The sequence below is a fragment of the Gracilibacillus boraciitolerans JCM 21714 genome (genome assembly GCF_000521485.1).
Taxonomy (GTDB): domain Bacteria; phylum Bacillota; class Bacilli; order Bacillales; family Amphibacillaceae; genus Gracilibacillus; species Gracilibacillus boraciitolerans.
The window spans coordinates 1-19439 of record NZ_BAVS01000043.1 but is presented as its reverse complement, the minus strand read 5'-3'; the positions used below and the strand labels follow the sequence as shown (position 1 = coordinate 19439).

Here is a 19439-nt window from a genome sequence, read left to right as displayed (position 1 = left end):
AACAAGAATGAGAAGCCACTTAACCAAACGTAAGTAAAAAGCGACAAGAAAGGACAAATTAATTTATTCAGGCAATTACCGGTAATAGAGCACGAGGTGGATTATATATAAGTGGTGTTAACGGTGGAATGCTAGTAACATTAAAAGACTTTTGGCAAAAACATCCCTCTTCTATTGATATTGATTATTTGGCTAATGACCAAGCAGAATGTACCATATGGTTTTGGTCTAATCAAGCTAAAGCAATGAATTTAGAGCATTATACAGATCAAACACATGTAGAAAGTGCTTATGAAGGGTTTGATGAATTAAGGGCTACAGCTACTGGGATCGCAAATACTAATGAAGGAACAATCACACTTTTTTCAGAAGCACCTACTGACAAAATGCTAAATTTTTATCTGCAAATACATCAGCAAAAACCATTGTTACATTGTGATCCGCTTTATTATGTAGAAACAAAAGCGTGTGGTTTTTTGATATACCTAGAAAATCACATATGATAGAAGAAAAATTAGAAAACAGTCTAGACAAAGTTATCGAATTTTATAGAAATGAAATCGAGCAACGAAAATGGTATGGATTTTGGGATTTTGGTGATTTTATGCATAGTTATGATCCTGTAAGGCATCAATGGTGCTATGACTTAGGTGGATATGCATGGCAAAATACAGAACTTGCACCAAATTTATGGCTATGGTTTAGCTTCATGCGTAAACCTTCTGAAGAAATTTTTACAGTGGCAGAAGCGATGACGAGACATACCAGCGAAGTGGATCAATATCATCTTGGTCAATATCAGGGATTTGGCTCTCGTCATAATGTAACCCATTGGGGGCTGTGGATGTAAGGAAGTAAGGATTAGTATGGCGAGTCTTCATAAATATTATTTTTATTTAACTGGTGATGAACGAGTAGGTGAAATTATAAATCAAGTAAAAGATATTGATCAAAAAATTGATGAATTACCACCTATGCGAGAGTTCTATGACAAAAAAGAAAACATAACGCCAGTTCGTACTGGTCCGGATTGGTCAGCTTTTTTATCGAATTGGTTATATCAGTGGGAAACAAAGAAATCTTCAAATTATGAGTGTTATATAAAGGATACTATAACAGATATTAAAAATGCCCCCCCACTTCAATTATTATCAGGTCCTGTTTTTTATTATCAGAAAGAGAAACATAAGCTTATTCATATGGATGATGGAACACTGGGAGATTATCATATGGTGATAGCATTCGGTGCACCACAGGTATGGATGGAATTAGAGTCATTGCTTGAAGAAGAAGAGTGGAAAAGAATGATAGCTGATTTTGGTGCTTTTTATCTTCTTTCTGATAAGGAAATGAAACAACAAACGAATGGTAAATTGGCTAAGGAAATGTTTGCATGGCCAATGTTTTCTACGGGATTAGTTGCATATGCCGCTAATTATTTTCAAGACGAATCGTTAGCAGAAAAAGCATGGGATCTTCTCATTAGCAATCCTTTAATGGATCTGCAACTTAACACGATAGAGAGTTGGAGCAAGCTAATAGAAAGTGAACATATCTCAACAAATGGTGTATCACAATGGTGCTTGAATGTAATGATGTGCTTGAAATTAATACGTGACTCTTTACCAAATATCAATGTGCAATAAAGTGATAAAAGAGAAACAAAGTGATAAATACACTGCTAACTCCTTGCTATATAAGGTTTTATTATATATAACAATAATAGGACAAAAAATGAATATTGCCGGAAAAATGTAAGCGTTTTATATTATAAGTAAGCCGTTACGAAATGAATGAGTTGTAACGAGTAAAATAATGGAGGTGAACAGATACAACTAGAATTTCATTGATAATTTCTTATTAAGAAATAAAAAAAGGGGGGGAGGAATTAGAGTTGATAAATAAGAAGAGTCTTCTATTGTTATTATTCACATTTTTAATAAGTGTAATGTTGGTAGCGTGTAACGATGATAGTGATGCTGGTGGTTCATCTAATGAAAGTGGAAATGAGTCTGATACTGAAACAAATGATAATAATTCAGAAGAACCATATGAAATATCTATTGTAACTAATTCATATACACCAGAACCACCAACACCTGAAAGTCCTGCTTGGCAGGCAATTGAAGATTTTACAAATACTAAACTAGATATAACATATGTACCAAGTAGTAATTATGAAGAACGATTCAATATAACACTAGCTTCTGGTGATTTACCTTCCATGATCTTAACCAACAAAACGTCCAGTTTTATTAATGCTGTGCAGGACGGTGCGTTCTGGGATTTGACAGATCATCTTGCTGATTATGAAAACTTAAGTCAATTGAATGATATTGTGAAAAATAATATTTCAATTGATGGCAGTGTCTATGGTCTTTATCGTGCAAGACCATTAGGAAGAATGGCAGTAACTATTCGCAAAGATTGGTTAGATAATTTAGGTATGGAAATACCAACCACTACAGATGAATTTTATGATGTTATGTATGCCTTTACACATGATGATCCTGATGGAAATGGACAAAATGATACTGTAGGTACAATTGTATCTGAATATCCTGGTCCATGGGATATAATGCAAACATGGTTTGGTGTACCAAATAAATGGGGGGATTAATGAAGAAGGATCGTTATATCCTTACTTCCAAGATCCCGCTTATAGAGAAGCGTTAGATTATTTCAAAAAAATGTATGATGAAGGTCTAGTAAACGAGGATTTTGCGGTAATGGATCCAGCGAAATGGCATGATGCCTTTGTGAATGGACGTGCTGGAACAGTTATTGATGTGGCTGATGCAGCGAGTCGTAATCGTGATAAAATGGTAAAGGCTGACCCATCATTAGAAGGTTCAGTAGACTTATTTGGTGCAGTAGAAAGTCCAAATGGTTTGTTCAATTTACCTACTTCTGGTTATAACATGATGTACGCTATTTCAAAACAAAAAGTTGAGACAGAAGAAGACTTAGCTAAAGTACTACAATTTATGGATGATATGAGTACACAAGAAGGCCAAACATTGGCATTTAACGGTGTGGAAGGGAAGCATTATGAAATGGTAGATGGTGCTTATACTCCTACAACAGATCAAGCATTAATATACGAATATGAAGATTTGAATCAACTATTAACATTTATTCCTGAAAATCGATATTTAGAAGCCCCCATTAGATGAATTGGAACAAAAAGAACAAGAAGTAATGTCTGCTAACGAAGAAATCGTAGTAGCTAATCCAGCAGAGCCATTAGTATCTGAAGTATATAGTCGTCAAGGACAACAGCTGGATAATATTATCTTGATGCAAGAATTCAATATATTGTTGGACAAATTGACAAAGCTGGTTTAGATGAAGCAGAGAAACTATGGATGAATTCAGGTGGAAAAGAATATATTGATGAAATTAATGAATTATACCAAGCAGCCCAATAACAATCAATAGACAGTGAATTGGATATCTGTTAAATCTGCTATCTCGCAGATTTAACAGATATCTCCTATTAAAGGGGGGGGAGATACAGTGGCACAATTAACTTTGAAATCAAAGGAAAAAGAAAATGATACAGTTATCTTAGAGAACCAGCTGACAAAAACCCAGCAATTATTTAGAGATAAATGGCTGTATATACTCTTGATACCAGGCGCATTATATTTTATTTTATTTAAATACTTACCAATGTGGGGGGGCATATTAATTTCCTTTCAGGATTATTCACCTTTTAGAGGATTCTGGGATAGTGAATGGGTTGGATTTGACCATTTTATAAACTTTTTTCAAAATCCTGATTTTTTTAGATTGTTACGAAATACACTTATTCTAGCATTATATGATTTGATATTCTTTTTTCCTGCCCCTATTATTATTGCGTTAATGTTAAATGAATTGAGAATTCAATTCTTCAAACGAACGATACAGACTTTAGTGTATATACCCCCCCACTTTATGTCATGGGTAATTATTGCAAGCATCACTTATGTATTCTTAACCACTAGTGGTGGAGCAATTAATGCACTGGTGGAATATTTTACAGGGGAACAAATTAATTTTCTATCTAGTCCCGAATGGTTTCGTCCAATGATAATTGGACAAGTAATCTGGAAAGAGACAGGTTGGGGGGGCACAGTGATCTTTTTGGCAGCATTAGCAAGTGTTAGTGCGGAGCAATATGAAGCTGCCATCATGGACGGCGCAGGTCGTTTTAGAAGAATGTGGCATGTCACTTTACCAGCTCTACGTAGCACGATTGTAATATTATTAATTTTACGATTGGGCAATTTTTTGGATCAAGGCTTTCAACAAATTTTCCTTATGACTAATTCACTGAACAGAAGTGTAGCAGATGTGTTTGATACTTATGTTTATTTCGTTGGTATAACACAAGGTATGTTTAGTTACAGTACTGCAGTAGGTCTATTTAAAGCAGTTGTTGGTATTATTTTGATTTATGGAGCAGATTATCTAGCTAAGAAAATGGGCCAAACAGGTTTGTTTTAAAGACATAATAAGGGGGGGGAGATCATATGCATAAAATGCACAATACACCAATGGGACGTGTATTCGACGTATTTAATCAAATTTTTTTATTGTTGTTAGGCCTATCTACTTTTATACCATTTGTATATGTAATAGCAGCTTCTTTTGCAACAGAGGCTGAAATTGCAGCAAGGCCATTTTTTATTGTACCTGAAACAATTACTCTAGCTGCTTATGAGTATATTTTTTCAACTAATACGTTTATTCGCAGTATTGGTATTTCTATTTTTGTTACGGTCTTAGGAACAGTAGTGAGCTTATTACTAACAATGACGATGGCATATCCTTTATCAAGAAAAAAATTACTTGGTAGAAATATCATTTTAAATCTCGTGGTATTCACTATGGTATTCAGTGGTGGTATGATTCCGACGTATGTAGTAGTTCGCAGCTTAGGTTTATTAGATTCTTTATGGGCATTAATTTTGCCAGTTGCGATTAATCCTTTCTATTTAATCATTGTAAAAAGTTTCTTTCAAAACTTACCTACAGAATTGGAAGAAGCCGCACGTATTGATGGATGTTCAGATATGGGTGTATTCTGGCGTATAGTCATCCCTTTATCAAAACCGGTTATCGCAACCTTTACGTTGTTTTATGCAGTATTTTATTGGAATGATTTTTTTAATGCACTCTTATATATTAGTGATAGTGCCAAGTGGCCCGTTCAGCTATTATTACAGCAGTTAATGATGGTGGCAAATGTTGACTTTGGAGAGATGAATACGATGATGCAAGACCCACCTGAGGAATCTCTTAAAATGGCGGTAGTTGTAGTAGCTACATTACCTATACTTATCTTTTATCCATTTTTACAAAAGCACTTTGCTAAAGGTATATTATTAGGATCGGTAAAAGGATAGAAGTAACCATTCAACAGAATTATTATAATTAGTTAATGATGACGCTTACAAGTAATGCTATGATATAAAGATAAGAGGTGAGCGTATAGTGAATTCACATGCGAAAATAAAAGAATGGATAGATAATCGTTGGGGGGGAGTAAATATTTTCGTAAAAGCTTTTTAATGATTTTGTTTATAACTTCTATCCCTGGTATAATTTCAGCGATTGGTATTTATACTTTTGGTTTACATTCGACAGAAGATGAATTAAGAAAGATTCATGTAGATGAAATAAATGAACGAGTTCAAAATATTGATGAACAGTTTAACTATTTAGAAGAATCGTTGAGTTATTGGGCATTTGAGCCTAGTTTTAACTCGACATTAATGGATACCAATTTTGTTAGACAATTTCAAAAAACTAGAGATTTAAAACAAAAACTATTAATCCTTCAAGGTAGTCATCCTTTAATAGATGAAGTGGAGCTTTTCATTGATGGTGAAGAACCTGTGCTTTTTTCGCCATATTTAGATTATATAAGTAATAAAAACTTGATTAAAGCCTATGAATCTTTATTAAGAGGATCTAAAAATGTCACATGGTCACATGATGAGCTGTTTGTGAACGATACTAGGTATACTAATGAGATCGTTTTAACTCATCAAATACCTGGGGTGGTCAAAAATCCCTTTGATGCTATCATTGTGAAAGTAGATAAAACGAGTTTAGCATCGATATTAGGGACACTAACACCATACAGTGACGGTATGACCATGCTGTTAAATGAAAGTAATAAAGTATTATTATCGACGGCGAGAGAAGAGAATCAATCTTTATCAAAATTGTTATCGGAGGAATTAATGCAGCAAAAAGAGAATACCAGCTCTTTTCAGCTAGATTGGGAAGATAAGACATACTCTGTCTCCTATGGCGAATTTGATCGGATTGGTTCAACCTGGACATATGTTTCGGCCGCACCAATATCCGCGATTACTTCACCGATTGTTACTATCTCCAAAGTAATATTAATAGCGAGTTTATCTATTTTACTGTTGGCATTTTTAATGACATGGTTTGCATCTAATCGCTTATATCAACCAGTAAGGAACTTAGTAAATACGTTTGCTAAGCATGACATACAAAATGGCGAAAGAAAAACGGATGAATTCACAGAAATTCATGAACGTTTTAACGCGTTGTCAAATGAAAGAAGATATCTTGAAGAAAGATTATCAGAACAAATCCCACAGTTACGTCAAAATTTCTTAGTTCAATTAACAAAAGGTTATTTATATGACTTTAGTGAAAACTCTTTAAACACAAGAATGGAAAACTATGGGTGGATCGTGAAAAACCATACGTTTATTCTAATAGATATTCAATTAACAGGTATGTATGAACTAGCTCATAAAAATGCAGATGATGATAGCTTAGTCACATTTGCGATGTCTAATATGGCGGAAGACATAACGAAAGAATATTTTAATCAATATACTATTATAAATCATTATGATCTTTCAGCAGGCATTTTTTTAATTGTACCAAGTCATATACAAGACTTACGATCGTCGTTGCATCAACTCTCTGAAAAGATTATTTCAGCTATTAATAAGGTGTTAGCTTTAAAAGTGACCATCACCATTAGTTCTCAAACAGAAAAGGTCAAGCAAATTAGTTATTTATTTGATGAGATTGGTCGAGGTAAAAGATATAGGAAATTTGAAAATCAAAATCAGATTATTCATTTGAATGATTTAAATGAAAGAAATGATAAGCCAAAGTTATATTATCCATTTGATTTGGAAAAAGAAATTATTCAATGTGTTAGAAGAGGACGCACTAGTGAGGCGGAAGCATTTATTCGCCAATTTTTTAATTACTTAGTGGAAAATAATAATAAGGAATTAAACGTGCAAGCTAGTATTATGCAGTTATACAGTACGATTCAACATGAAATTATGCATTCAGGAATTGATCCAGTTGTCTTATTTAATGGAAGGAATATGTTTGAAGAATTAACACAAATAAGGGAAAAAGAATGGGTTGTTCGTTGGATGGTTGATCAAGTAATTAAACCATACGTGAATTTTGTAGAAGATAATATGAATATTGAAATGAAGATGTTAGTAGATAATATTGTACAATACATTCATTCACATTACATGGAAGACATATCATTAGAAAGCTGTGCGGATATAGCTGATACAACTGCATATACATTAAGTAAGGCATTTAAGAAAGTATTAGGAATCAATTTTATTGATTTTCTTACCACTGTACGAATCGATCACGCTAAAGAATTATTGCTACAATCGAATCATAAGATCAATGATATAGCGGAAAGTGTAGGCTATCGTCACAGTTATTTTAATCGAATTTTTAAAAAACAGGTAGGTGTACCTCCTAGCCAGTATCGAAAAATGAAATCAAATAGTTCATAGAGGAGGGATTGAGTTGGATCAACAGTTATATAACGAGTTTTTGCATCCAAGTAAAGAATATTCTCCAATGCCATTTTGGTTTTGGAATGATGAGTTATCCAAACAAGAATTAAGTAGACAAATTAGGGACTTCAAAGAAAAAGGCGTGGATGGCTTTGTTCTTCACCCGCGAATTGGATTACCTGAAACATTAGAATATTTATCAAATGAGTTTATGGACTACGTCTATTTTGCTGTTCAAGAAGCTAATAAACAGGATATGCATGTGATTTTATATGATGAAGCAATGTATCCTTCAGGAGCTGCTAATGGGAAAGTAGTAGAACGAAATCCTCAGTTTGCCAGCAGAGGATTAAAAGCAATCGAAAAAAAAGTGAAGGTTTCTAACAATAATTTTCAACTTGCTAAAACAGATCGATTAGTTTCACTATTTTTAGTTCGTAAAACAAGAGTTGGAATCACTTCAGATTATCTTACCTGCTTGTTCCCTTTAAATGTTGGCATAGTTCATTGTATAGAACAAGAAGATCATTTAATTTGGCAAATAAAAGATCAGTTAATAGAAGATTTTTTTCAAGTACATAATCGTATACAAGAAGAATGGTCGTGTATCGCTTTAGTGGAAACACAATCCTTTGGAATGATAAGAGGGATTCATAGCAATCAGGATGATGGAGAAAGTCATGCTCCAAGGTCAGCTGATTTATTAAATCCTGAGGCTGTTCGTTCATTTATAGAGATTACACATGAACGATACAAAGATGTAGTAGGAGAATTTTTTGGAGATACTGTATTTGCTATGTTTACGGATGAGCCAGATATGTTGGGGAGAAATGCATTAGAAGGTCTTATTCCATGGACAAAAGGATTTGAATATAATTTTTATTCACAAGGAAATCATGCAGAAGATTTATTAGCTCTATTTTATCCAATGGAGAAATCAGCTGAAATTCATCGGAGCTATCAACGTGCTTTGAAGAAAAGATTACTAGAAAGTTATTATATGCCGATTAGTCAGTGGTGCCAGGAAAATAATTTAGCATTAACTGGACATCCAGCAGCAAGTGATGATATTGGTTTATTGCAAGCATTCCAAATACCTGGTCAAGATGTGGTATGGCGTTGGGTTGCGCCGGAAGATGATAAGAGTTTAATTGGAGAACATTCGACAGCAGCAAAATGTGGAGCAGATGCTGCTCGTCATTACAACCGAACGCGCAATATTAATGAATTTTTAGGCGTGTGTGGTAAAAATAATGACTGGAATTTATCAGCTGCTGATATGAAATGGTATATCGATTGGCTTGCTGTCAGAGGTGTGAATTTATATTGTCCACATGCCTTTTATTATTCTGTTAGTGGAAAACAAAGAAGCCATGAACGTCCACCAGATGTGGGCCCTCATAATGTGTGGTGGAGATATTATCGTTATTTTAGTATATATATGAAAAGATTAAGCTGGGTAATGACAAATAGTACAAATCAAGCACAGATAGCGATATTGACAAAAGATGATCAGCTGCCATGGCAAATTGCTAAAAGACTATATGAAAATCAAATAGAGTTTAATTATGTCCATGAAGGATTGTTTATGCAAGAACTGGTGACATTTACTAATACAATGGACATAGCAAATCAAAAATATCAAGTCGTTATTTTGGATGGACTCCATATTCAAGATTTTAATCCTGAAGTACAGCAACAATTACGAGATTGGACAAAACATGGTGGGCTAGTTATGACCACCATAGATACTAACGATCATCAGGATAATTTCGTCAAATTTAGTAAATCAGATGATATGATTCAAGCCTTGAGTCGCTATAAATTCGTCCAGCTAAAGGAATCAGCTCAGGATATCAGAGTTAGTTTAGTAAAGAAAAATAAGTTATATTTCTGTCTATTAGTAAATGAAGGGGGGGAGTTACATTTCGTAGGTCATATGAAATTAGACATTAAAGGAAAGACAGAACTATGGGATCCATGGTCAGGCAATAGAAGTAAAGTTCTATTTGATGAAAATAACCTTAGTGATAGGCCTTTAAAGATCAGTAGCAGGTCATCTGTAATTATTGTAGTCGATCCTGAAGAACAACCAGAACTTTCTCACGTCAAAGCTACTACTACTACTACTTTAAGACAAATTGATATGAAATTACAATGGCAATCTGATAGGAAAGAGGTATCAGATGAAATTCACTGGAATGAAGATAAACTATGCAGCTGGACTGATATTCCAAATTATCAACATTTTTCGGGAAGTATTCTATACCCATTTTCTTTTCAGCTAGATGTGTCGCTATCTAAAATCGAAAACATTACAATCGATTTAGGAGAAGTCTATGAAATAGCGGAACTGATTATCAATAATCAACTTGTGGATGTAAAATTTTGGGCGCCCTATACAATAGAAATTCCTCTTACTTGTCTGACGGAAGGAACAAATGATTTATTAATTAAGGTGACAAATAACAGTGCTAATGAAATGGATCAAGCAGAATTACCATCAGGTCTATTGGGACCAGTTCATATTAAAATAAGACACTATTAAAAATGGGGGGGTGATATAATGAACGGTGATAGCTTGATTGGTAAGTTTTATCAATTTGGAGAAGCGGTACTATTTTTATTATATGTTAATTTTTTGTGGATAATTTTTTCTTTATTAGGTCTTATTTTTTTCGGGATAGGACCAGTACGGTGGCAATGTTTGCCGTCTTTCGCAAATGGGTAATGGGTCAGCATGGTCATCACGTCGGAAAATTATTTTGGGAAACCTATCGAAAAGAGTTTTTTAGAGCAAATGGAATAACATGGATAGTGGGCTTGTTTGGACTAATGATTTTTACTAATTTACAGTATTTTTCTTTACAGGACCCTACTTGGAATTTGATCTTTAAAGGCATATTTATTTTTTTTGCTTTTCTATATTTTATTATGGTTTTATATCTGTTTCCTTTATATGTTCATTATCACAACAGCTTTCAGCAATATATAAAGAATGCCTTTCTAATTGCTATTTATCAACCTTTGCGAACTATTTATGCCTTAGCAGCTCTGTTTACTTTATATTATTTATGGGTAATATTTCCGATCTTTATTTTTCTTTTTGGTGGTAGTTTAACAAGTATGGTCATAATGTATATCTGTTATATTACGTTTGTAAAAATCGAACATAAACAGCAGGTGATAAACGAGCAGCATGAGAAAGAGATTAATAGTCGGAAGGAATGGAGATATGAGTAAGAAGCAACGGGATAATGCATATTTGTATAAAGTAGAATAATCGTAGTATATGATAGAGCATATTAAGAAAAACTGCATAAACATTTCAGTGAAGGAAATAGCAAAAATAATTGTTAATCATACAATAAAAACCCGCTGTTTTAAACAGTGGGTTTTTGTCATTATATTTGAAACTTCTTCATCATATCCTGTAATTCTTCAGATAATTGTTTTAATTCATCTGATGTGGTTACAAGTGACTCACTAACTTTTAACTGTTCTTCTGTCGTAGCAGAGACTTCTTCACTGATAGCTGAAGATTCCTGTGCTGTTGCACTTACTTGGTGAATGGTTGAAGTCAATATATCTTGTGAATCTCTCAACTGCTGTATGGATGCACTGACTTGTTGAATCTTGCCGGTAAATGCTCCCATACTTTCACCCACACCATTCAAGATATGCTGTGTGTCTTCAGCCTGAACTACCTGCTCCGTAAAGCGAGGCGTTGCTTCTCCTAATACTACTAAAGTTTCGTTTACTTCATTTACAATCCCCCGTGGTAATTTCCTCTACTTTATCAATTGAACCTTTTGATTGCGTAGATAGTTTTCTTATTTCATCTGCTACAACTGCGAAGCCTTTACCTGCTTCACCTGCTCTTGCTGCTTCAATGGCAGCATTTAATGCAAGTAAATTTGTTTGCTGTGCAATATGAGTAAGCATTTCCATAACTTCACTAATCTGTGCAGTGCTTTCTTTTAGTGTATCGACTTTTTCTGAAAGTGCATTTGTCATTTGTTGGCCATCTTTAGTTTTTGTCACTAATTCATTCATTTTCTCTAAACCTTCGTGACTGCGTTCAAGTACCTCAATAGCCTGTCTTTCCATTTCATTATTATTTTCATATACATTTTCTACTTCATTATGAATATTGGATGCTAATGTGTTTCCTCGTTCTGCTTCATCAGTTAATCCTGTGGCACCGCTGGCAATTTCTTCAGATGCTGCAGCTACTTCTTTGGCAGATTGCGATTGGGTCTGGGATATGTCAGATAAATTAATAGCAGCTTGTAACACTTTATTCGTAGAATCTTTGGTTCGGTTCATCATTTTTGAAATGTTTTCGAGCATTTCATTAAAGCTTTCAGCGAGTTCTCCAATTTCATCTTTGCGATCTGTGTCTTCAGATCTTACTATTAGATTACCTTGTTTAGCAGAAGACATTAACCCAGAAACATTTGCAAGAGGTCTTGCAATATTCTTAACAATTCGACCAGCGATAATAAAAGAAATAATCAGTGACAATATAATGATAGCAACCGTTACAAGAAAAATAATTTGTGTATCTTTGGTTAATTCTGCTTCCGAAACGGATCCTACTAGATACCAATCTGTAATTTCTGAGGCATCCTGAAAAACAAGCTGACCATTATCTTCTGTCATTTTAGTTTCATCGTCTAATTTAATTTGATAGTTATATGGTTCAGTGATCTTTTCTGGATCAAATGAAAAAACGATTTCATTATTCTGATTAACCAAACTAGGAAGTCCCTCTTCACCAAATCGAACATCCTCCAAAGCGTCAGCAAATACTGCGGTCTTTAATTCAACAAGTAACATGTACGCTGTGCCACCAATTTTTAATTTTTGACCAAAAGCAACCGTTGGCTCATCCTTCTTACCTGATACTCCGCCTTTCAGACCACCAATCCATGCAGTTGCTCCCTCTGATTCTTTCGCTTGCTGATACCAATCAAATCCAAAAAGGTCTTCTTCAGGTACTGTTTCAGTAGAGGAAATAATTCTTTCCTTTTCCGTATGTAATAGATATAGACTTACATTGCTATCAATCATAGTAATCTGAGTTAAAGCATCATCAACGCTACTTTTTAATGAAAAATATTCAAAGTTATTAGTGTTTTCATAGGCATCTAATTCATTTAACGTATTGCTAAAGTTATCTGCCATCAATATTTCAGTTACTCGATCTTTATACTGATTAAGTAAATAATCCAATTTATCGCCTGATTGTATGATCGTCTGTTCTGAGGCTTCCGTTACTTTATCTTTGATAATATTATTTGAGATGAAATATGATGAAACACCTACTACTATTACACTAATAAATACGATTGATAAAATACTAATTAAAATTTTTGTACTAATCGAATTTTTTTTAGCAACGGTTGAATTATGTATAGATTTTTTAGATGGCGATGAATTTTCTCCTTTTTTAGAAATTTTGCTAACCAAATTCCTGCTTAGAATAGATCCTTTTTTGAAAGCTTTAGAAAGATATCCAACTGCTTTCTTCGTACTTTTCTGAGTCTTACTTACAAACTTGTTTACCATGGTTTGTCCTCCGCACATATTTTTTTTGTTTAGTAAAGGCTTTCAATAAAAAGTGTGTCATGTTGTTAAAAACGTTACGTGTGATTACTAAGAAATAGTTCATTTAGATTATACCATGATTATTTAGAATTAACGATAAGAAATATAAAAATATTTAAATAGTTTAAAAAATAGGACATTAGTATTAGTTTTGAGGCCGGCAAAAGAAAAAGCTTTTTATTTAAAAAGAAATGCCAGGAAGTTTGTTTAACTTCCTGGCATTTCGAAACATACTATTTACAATTATCCCCCATCACAAAAACTACCTTGCTTTATATTTAGGCTTTTTAGTTCATTTTGTTCTTCTTCTGATACCTTTTCAATTGCTTGCATAAATGTGTCGATAGCTGAGCGCCAGAGATAGCATATTTCTTGTTAATAACAAAGAAAGGGACGCCGGTTATTCCAAGTTGTTGAGCTTCCGATTCGTCATTTCTAACCTCTTCATCATATAAAGTTTCAGTCTCTATGATTTTATTAATTTCATTCTGATTAAGACCCATCTCTTTCGTAATCGAACGCAATGTATCAGGATCACTTAGATCTTTAGATAATGTGAAATAATGATAAAGTACTGTATCAATATAGTCGGCTTCACGATTTATTGATGCTGCATATTTACTGATCCGATGTGCTAGAAATGTATTTCCAGGTTTCATTGTATCAAATACAAAATTTAACCCAACCGACTTAGCTTGCTCCGATATTTGTTTATTCGCTTGTTTCGCTTGTTCGATTGTCATATTGTATTTTTTTGCTAAAGCTTCATGAATGCTTACACCAGAATAATTTGGAGCATTAGGATCTAACTCAAAACTTTTATATTGAATGGATACGTTAATTTTCTCAGGAAATCTTTCTAAAGCTTGCTCTAGTCTCTGTTTACCAATATAACAGAAGGGACAAACAAAATCAGACCATATTTCTATTTGCATATAAAATAACACCTCACTTAAGCTTCTTTCTATTCTTACATAAATGTAGTATTCAAGAAAGTATTTTGCTTAGTAAGGTGTTATGATAATTAACGGTGACAGTTGTGAATTTATTTATCTTCTTTAGAAATTTCTTTTACGATTTCATCTTTTATTTCTTTATGGATTTTTTCTTTAAAGTCATCGTATAATTCATCTTTCATTTCATTGTAAATCTCTTCTTTAAAATCGTCTACAAACTCTTCTTTAAATTCACCTTTCACCCGATCTTCTCGTTTACGACGTCGAAGCTTTCGATCGATTTTCCAATCTTTACTCAACGTGATAAGCACAGATACAATCATCAAAACCATAATAATTGCAAAAGGTAACGCTGCAATAATGGAGGCAGTTTGTAAAGCATTTAATCCTCCACCTCCACTAAATAAAAGAACACTTGCTGCACCAGCGATAAGAAAGCCCCAAACTAATTTAATCCAAGTTTTTGGTTCTAAATCACCATTTGAAGTCATGGAACCCAGCACAAAAGATGCTGAGTCTGCAGATGTAATGAAAAAGATGAGAATTAACAGTATTGCTAGTGTATTGGTGATCATGCTTAATGGTAATTCAGCTAACATGGCAAACAGAGCGATCTCTACTTCGGAATTAATTAATTCCGCTAATCCACCAGCACCATACATTTCTATATTTAAACCAGTACCACCAAACGTTGTAAACCAAATGACTGCTAGTAATGAAGCACAATAAGAACTCCAGCCATAAACTCTCGAATGGTTCTTCCTTTAAAGCAATAACGAATAGAACAAATTATGCTGTAATCAGCATATAAAACCAACCAAAGTTAGTAATCATCCATTCTAAACCAGAATTAGCTGCTGCATTTAATGAGGAAGGCGAGAACGCTCCCCCCCATAGTACAAAAATCGCAACTAAAATTGCCGAAGTAATAAAAACAATTCCGATTTTTCCTACCTTCTCATTTAACTTATCTTTAGAGTGCATAAATTTTCTATGTCATGCATGTGCTGACATAGTTCCCCCCCTTTCAAAGTAGACTGCTGTACTCAAGATATGTAATTTTTTCTATTCTCTCCTTGTTATTCCCGAACAAAACGTTTTTTAATCTACTCATTAATATTAATTTAAAAAGGTGGAAGAGGTACGACACTTCATTCTAAAAATTCATGATTATAGAAATATCAGAAGACTTACGACATAAGCCGACTCACTTCATTCTATAATGGCATATCTTAGAATGAGTCATTAAAACTTTATTTATCAAATAGTAGGTGGTGACTCAAATGTAAATTGTTGGAGGAGGTGTTCAGATGGTAACAGAGTTTTTATATCTATTGCAAGACGACTTGTATTTTATCGTGCCAGCGCTTTGGTTTATTGGATATGCCTGTAAAAGAACACCATTTATACCTGATTGGCTGATTATCTGGATTTTATTATGTTTTGGAGTTATAGCTGCATGCAACATAAATGGCTGGAATATATATGCTGCTTCCGAAGGTATAATCGCGACTGGTATGGCAGTGTTTAGCCATCAAATTGTAAAGCAGACATTTAATAGAGAAGAGTAATAATAGGGAGGTTAATAGCATGGCTGAATTTCATGGTTATCGTATTACAAGTCCTTACGGATATCGTACACATCCGATAAGGGGGGGAACTAGGGAATTTCACGCAGGAGTTGACTTAGCTAAAACACATAAGTCACCAATCTATGCATTTACTCAGGGAACGGTAATTTACGCAGGATTAGGGAAAAATGGTACAGGCTTAGGTGGATATGGAAATGTCGTGTTAATCAGAGATAATAATAATCGTGCCCAGCTGTATGCCCATTTAGATTCTGCTGCTGTAACAAAAGGTCGGGTCGTAAAAAAAGGACAAAATATTGGTTACCAAGGAAGAACAGGATTTGTTACTGGTTCACATTTGCATTATGAGATTAGAAAAAAGGTGGAAATAACTCCTCCATACGGATACCGGTCAAATAAACAAACATCAACCGTTAATCCAATTGCATATTTAAATCAATTTAAGAATAGTGAATATCTAAAAGATGGTGATCAAGGTAATGCAGTTAAAAAGTTACAATCGCAACTAGTTAAACTTGGATTCAGATTAGATCGTTTCGGACAGGATGGGATTTTTGAAAAAGAAACAGAAAAAGCTGTTAAGGCATTTCAAGTATCGCAAAATATTAAAGCTGATGGAACTGTAAGTCCGGTCACGTCAAGTAAATTAGAAAAAGCCAGTACCTTAGTAGCAAATTACCGAGGATTAATTAAAAGAGGAAGTAAAGGTGAAATCGTTCGGATCATTCAACGAAAGGTTGGAACAAAAGTGGATGGAATCTTTGGTCCGAAAACAGAAAATGCGGTTAAACACTATCAACAACGACATAATTTAAAGGTGGACGGAATTGTAGGACCTAAAACATGGCAACAACTATTTTAATAAAGGGGGGGTTGCCTCTCTTTGTTTATAAGAAGAAATATATAATCTCCGATATCAACGTATTTAGTCTAACCTATTTCTAGAATAAAAAATAAACTTAGTTGATGAACAATAGGAAGATGATGCGTAGTAATCGAATATTTATAACCATGGATTTAAGGGACATTTTGAAAGGAAGCATAGCTGTAAAAGCCGCTTCTGCTTGCCTATTTCGCTTTCCGGGGGGGCGTGCTCTTCAACTAACTTTGTAAAGAAAACCACTTTACAAAGTGGATTTTCAGATCACGCTGATCCCACAGGAGTCGAAATGGGCGCCTACGCTGTATAATATTCTACAATGAATGCAAGCAGTAGAATTTCGGCCTTTCAATCTCGATTTATAGTCATCATCCTTTTAAAAAGGTCAAAAAGATACTTGTCATAATCGTTGTAGAGCAAATCAAGAGCGTAGGGGGGGTCCGCTTTCACTCCTACGGGATGTTTTTTCCGAAGATCCACTTTGGCTTGCCAAAGTTAGCTGAGGAGAAAAACCCGTGGAAAGGGAAGCGGACAAGCCGGAGCGGCTTGTTAAACAGTACAGTCAAGTCATAATTACCTCATCTGTTAGTGCGCATAATCTTCCTTTTGTACACTAACTTCATTTTCATCAATTATAAGATTGTGTATTATTCGGAGTCTTTCTCATTTGAAAGTAATAGCAAATTCTAATTTTTGATTAGGGAATATTTACCTATCCCTTTTTAACCTACATATTATAAGTTATATGTCGATATATAATATAGATTTTAATTACTAGATGGGGGGGTAGGGGGGGTGCAAAGATGAATAAGCTAAAGAAACTTAGCAAAAACTCGGTACGAAAGAAATTAATGATTACATTTATTTTAATATTAATCATTCCATTGCTATTACTAGGTTATATTACTTATCAACAGAGCGCTAATTCTCTAAATGAATTAGGTGAACAAAATTTACGTAATAGTGTTATCTATACGAATGAAATGATTAATATGTTAAATGAAGAAGTGGAAGAAGGTAATATTTCCTTAGAGGAAGCACAGGAAAAAATAAAAGTTATGCTTTTAGGGGGGGAACGCTCAGAAGATGGGAAAAGACCCATCGACACGAATATTGATTTAGGAGAGAATGGGTATATCTATATAACAGATGAGAAAGGTATTTTATTAGCCCATCCGAATCTCGAAGGTGAGAGTTTGTGGGAATCAAAGGATTCATCAGGTGATTTATTTATGCAAGATATAACGGATAAAGCACTAAACAATGGCGGGGGTTTTGTATATTATGATTGGCCATTACCAAAAAATGAAAACGCTATCGAAGAAAAAGTAGTTTATACGCAGTACAATGAAAATTGGGGGGGTTGGATAATAAATGCCAGTACCTATATAATGGACTTTAATGCTCCAGCCGATACGATACTCTATCAAATATTAATTGTTACCATTATTTTTGTGATAATTGGTGTTATTATAGGGTGGCTTTTTTCAGGAAATATAACAAAGCCTCTTCAGCTTGTTACTAATAGAATGAAACAATTAGCAAATGGAAATTTAAGTTTAGACCCAGTTGAAGTCAAAACAAAAGATGAATTATCTATCTTAGCTTTAGAAATGAATAATATGCAAACTGAATTAAATAAAATGATTCTCAATATAACAGAAGCTTCTAATACGCTGAATCAACAGAGCGATGGCTTAAATAAGTCTTCTAATGAAGTGAAACTAGGATCAGAGCAAGTTACAACTACGATGGAAGAATTAGCTTCTGGAGCGGAAGTACAAGCAGACCATGTAAGCAGATTGGCACAGATGATGGAAAACTTTAAAGAGATTGTGTCAGAGACAAATCAACAAGGCACAACTGTAGGAAATGTATCGATGGAGGTATTAAATAAGGCGGAGTCTGGAAGTAACTTAATGCAGTCCTCTGCAAATCAAATGACTAAAATAGATCAAATCGTTAAAGAAGCAGTGGAAAAAGTAAGGAGCTTAGATTCACAATCTCAAGAAATCGGTAGATTAGTATCTGTCATTCGTGATATTGCGGAACAAACAAATTTATTAGCATTAAATGCAGCCATTGAAGCTGCAAGAGCTGGTGAGCATGGGAAAGGATTTGCTGTGGTAGCCGACGAAGTAAGAAAACTAGCAGAACAAGTTTCAGCGTCGGTTTCCGACATTACAGGTATAGTATCTGGAATTCAAACAGAATCTACCGATGTAACTAATTCGCTAGAAAAGGGCTACTCCGAAGTAGAAGAAGGGACAACACAAATTCTTACTACTCAAAAAACATTTACGGAGATTAATGATTCTGTGAAAAATATGGCAGAACAGATGAATAACATTACAACTAATTTAAATGCTGTTTCTACTAGGACGGATGAAATGAATGAATCAATTCAAGAAATTGCATCTGCTTCACAACAATCAGCAGCCGGCATCGAGGAGACTTCTGCATCTGCTGAAGAAACTAGCAGTTCGATGGAAGAGGTATCTATTCAGGCGAAACAATTAAACAGTTTAGCATCGAGAATGAAGGAAATTGTGAGTCATTTTAAATTAAACTAATT

19 protein-coding genes are annotated in these 19439 nt (G+C 34.2%); 14 read left to right on the top strand and 5 right to left on the bottom strand.

The window, feature by feature from the left end; genetic code table 11:
• The first annotated feature begins 65 nt into the window (after positions 1-65).
• From JCM21714_RS18825 to JCM21714_RS16335, 11 genes are all read left to right on the top strand, one after another.
• The gene (locus JCM21714_RS18825) at positions 66-503 is read left to right on the top strand and encodes an exo-rhamnogalacturonan lyase family protein (protein ID WP_369403639.1); all 438 of its coding nucleotides are present in this window, start codon (positions 66-68) and stop codon (positions 501-503) included.
• A complete protein-coding gene (locus tag JCM21714_RS18820) occupies positions 500-850 on the top strand; it encodes an exo-rhamnogalacturonan lyase family protein (protein ID WP_052000835.1) in 351 nt (116 codons plus the stop codon). The genes JCM21714_RS18825 and JCM21714_RS18820 overlap by 4 nt, the downstream gene beginning before the upstream one ends.
• A 16-nt stretch (positions 851-866) precedes the next feature.
• On the top strand, positions 867-1646 hold the full coding sequence (locus tag JCM21714_RS18815) for an exo-rhamnogalacturonan lyase family protein (RefSeq protein WP_052000832.1): 780 nt from the start codon (positions 867-869) through the stop codon (positions 1644-1646).
• Positions 1647-1894: 248 nt separating this feature from the next.
• Positions 1895-2620 (top strand): extracellular solute-binding protein, encoded by a 726-nt coding sequence (locus tag JCM21714_RS22400; RefSeq protein WP_235182984.1) that lies wholly within the window; start codon positions 1895-1897, stop codon positions 2618-2620.
• Positions 2595-3176, top strand: a complete 582-nt coding sequence (locus JCM21714_RS22395; RefSeq protein ID WP_235182983.1) for a type 2 periplasmic-binding domain-containing protein — start codon at positions 2595-2597, stop codon at positions 3174-3176. Before JCM21714_RS22400 ends, JCM21714_RS22395 begins: the two co-directional genes overlap by 26 nt.
• A gap of 25 nt (positions 3177-3201) precedes the next feature.
• Positions 3202-3348: a hypothetical protein gene (locus JCM21714_RS22390; RefSeq protein ID WP_235182982.1), complete on the top strand. Its 147-nt coding sequence runs from the start codon at positions 3202-3204 to the stop codon at positions 3346-3348.
• A gap of 219 nt (positions 3349-3567) precedes the next feature.
• Positions 3568-4494 carry an ABC transporter permease gene (locus JCM21714_RS16355; RefSeq protein WP_235182987.1) on the top strand — a complete coding sequence of 309 codons (927 nt, stop codon included), beginning with the start codon at positions 3568-3570 and terminating at the stop codon, positions 4492-4494.
• Between the two features lie 26 nt (positions 4495-4520).
• Entirely contained in the window at positions 4521-5396 is an 876-nt protein-coding gene (locus tag JCM21714_RS16350; RefSeq protein ID WP_035725989.1) for a carbohydrate ABC transporter permease, read from the top strand.
• 129 nt (positions 5397-5525) lie between these two features.
• On the top strand, positions 5526-7820 hold the full coding sequence (locus JCM21714_RS16345; protein ID WP_235182981.1) for a helix-turn-helix domain-containing protein: 2295 nt from the start codon (positions 5526-5528) through the stop codon (positions 7818-7820).
• 13 nt (positions 7821-7833) lie between these two features.
• The gene (locus JCM21714_RS16340; RefSeq protein WP_035725987.1) at positions 7834-10371 is read left to right on the top strand and encodes a glycosyl hydrolase; all 2538 of its coding nucleotides are present in this window, start codon (positions 7834-7836) and stop codon (positions 10369-10371) included.
• 155 nt (positions 10372-10526) lie between these two features.
• Positions 10527-11066 carry a YesL family protein gene (locus JCM21714_RS16335; protein ID WP_235182986.1) on the top strand — a complete coding sequence of 180 codons (540 nt, stop codon included), beginning with the start codon at positions 10527-10529 and terminating at the stop codon, positions 11064-11066.
• 161 nt (positions 11067-11227) lie between these two features.
• Here the strand turns inward: JCM21714_RS16335 and JCM21714_RS22385 are convergent, their stop codons facing one another.
• The 5 genes from JCM21714_RS22385 to JCM21714_RS19980 all read right to left on the bottom strand — a co-directional run bounded on the left by JCM21714_RS22385 (position 11228) and on the right by JCM21714_RS19980 (position 15376).
• Entirely contained in the window at positions 11228-11500 is a 273-nt protein-coding gene (locus tag JCM21714_RS22385) for a hypothetical protein (RefSeq protein ID WP_035725985.1), read from the bottom strand.
• 85 nt (positions 11501-11585) lie between these two features.
• A complete protein-coding gene (locus JCM21714_RS16325; RefSeq protein WP_035725982.1) occupies positions 11586-13397 on the bottom strand; it encodes a methyl-accepting chemotaxis protein in 1812 nt (603 codons plus the stop codon).
• A 326-nt stretch (positions 13398-13723) separates the two neighbouring features.
• A complete protein-coding gene (locus JCM21714_RS16320) occupies positions 13724-14371 on the bottom strand; it encodes a DsbA family oxidoreductase (RefSeq protein ID WP_235182980.1) in 648 nt (215 codons plus the stop codon).
• A 110-nt stretch (positions 14372-14481) separates the two neighbouring features.
• On the bottom strand, positions 14482-15060 hold the full coding sequence (locus JCM21714_RS16315; RefSeq protein ID WP_235182985.1) for a BCCT family transporter: 579 nt from the start codon (positions 15058-15060) through the stop codon (positions 14482-14484).
• Positions 15061-15181: 121 nt separating this feature from the next.
• Positions 15182-15376: a BCCT family transporter gene (locus JCM21714_RS19980; protein ID WP_052000828.1), complete on the bottom strand. Its 195-nt coding sequence runs from the start codon at positions 15374-15376 to the stop codon at positions 15182-15184.
• Between the two features lie 326 nt (positions 15377-15702).
• Between JCM21714_RS19980 and JCM21714_RS16310 the strand changes: the two genes are divergently transcribed.
• The 3 genes from JCM21714_RS16310 (at position 15703) to JCM21714_RS16300 (ending at position 19437) form a co-directional block, all read left to right on the top strand.
• The gene (locus JCM21714_RS16310; protein WP_035725980.1) at positions 15703-15963 is read left to right on the top strand and encodes a phage holin family protein; all 261 of its coding nucleotides are present in this window, start codon (positions 15703-15705) and stop codon (positions 15961-15963) included.
• 19 nt (positions 15964-15982) lie between these two features.
• A complete protein-coding gene (locus JCM21714_RS16305) occupies positions 15983-16846 on the top strand; it encodes a peptidoglycan-binding protein (RefSeq protein ID WP_035725976.1) in 864 nt (287 codons plus the stop codon).
• 821 nt (positions 16847-17667) lie between these two features.
• A complete protein-coding gene (locus JCM21714_RS16300; RefSeq protein ID WP_035725974.1) occupies positions 17668-19437 on the top strand; it encodes a methyl-accepting chemotaxis protein in 1770 nt (589 codons plus the stop codon).
• The last annotated feature ends 2 nt before the right edge of the window (positions 19438-19439 follow it).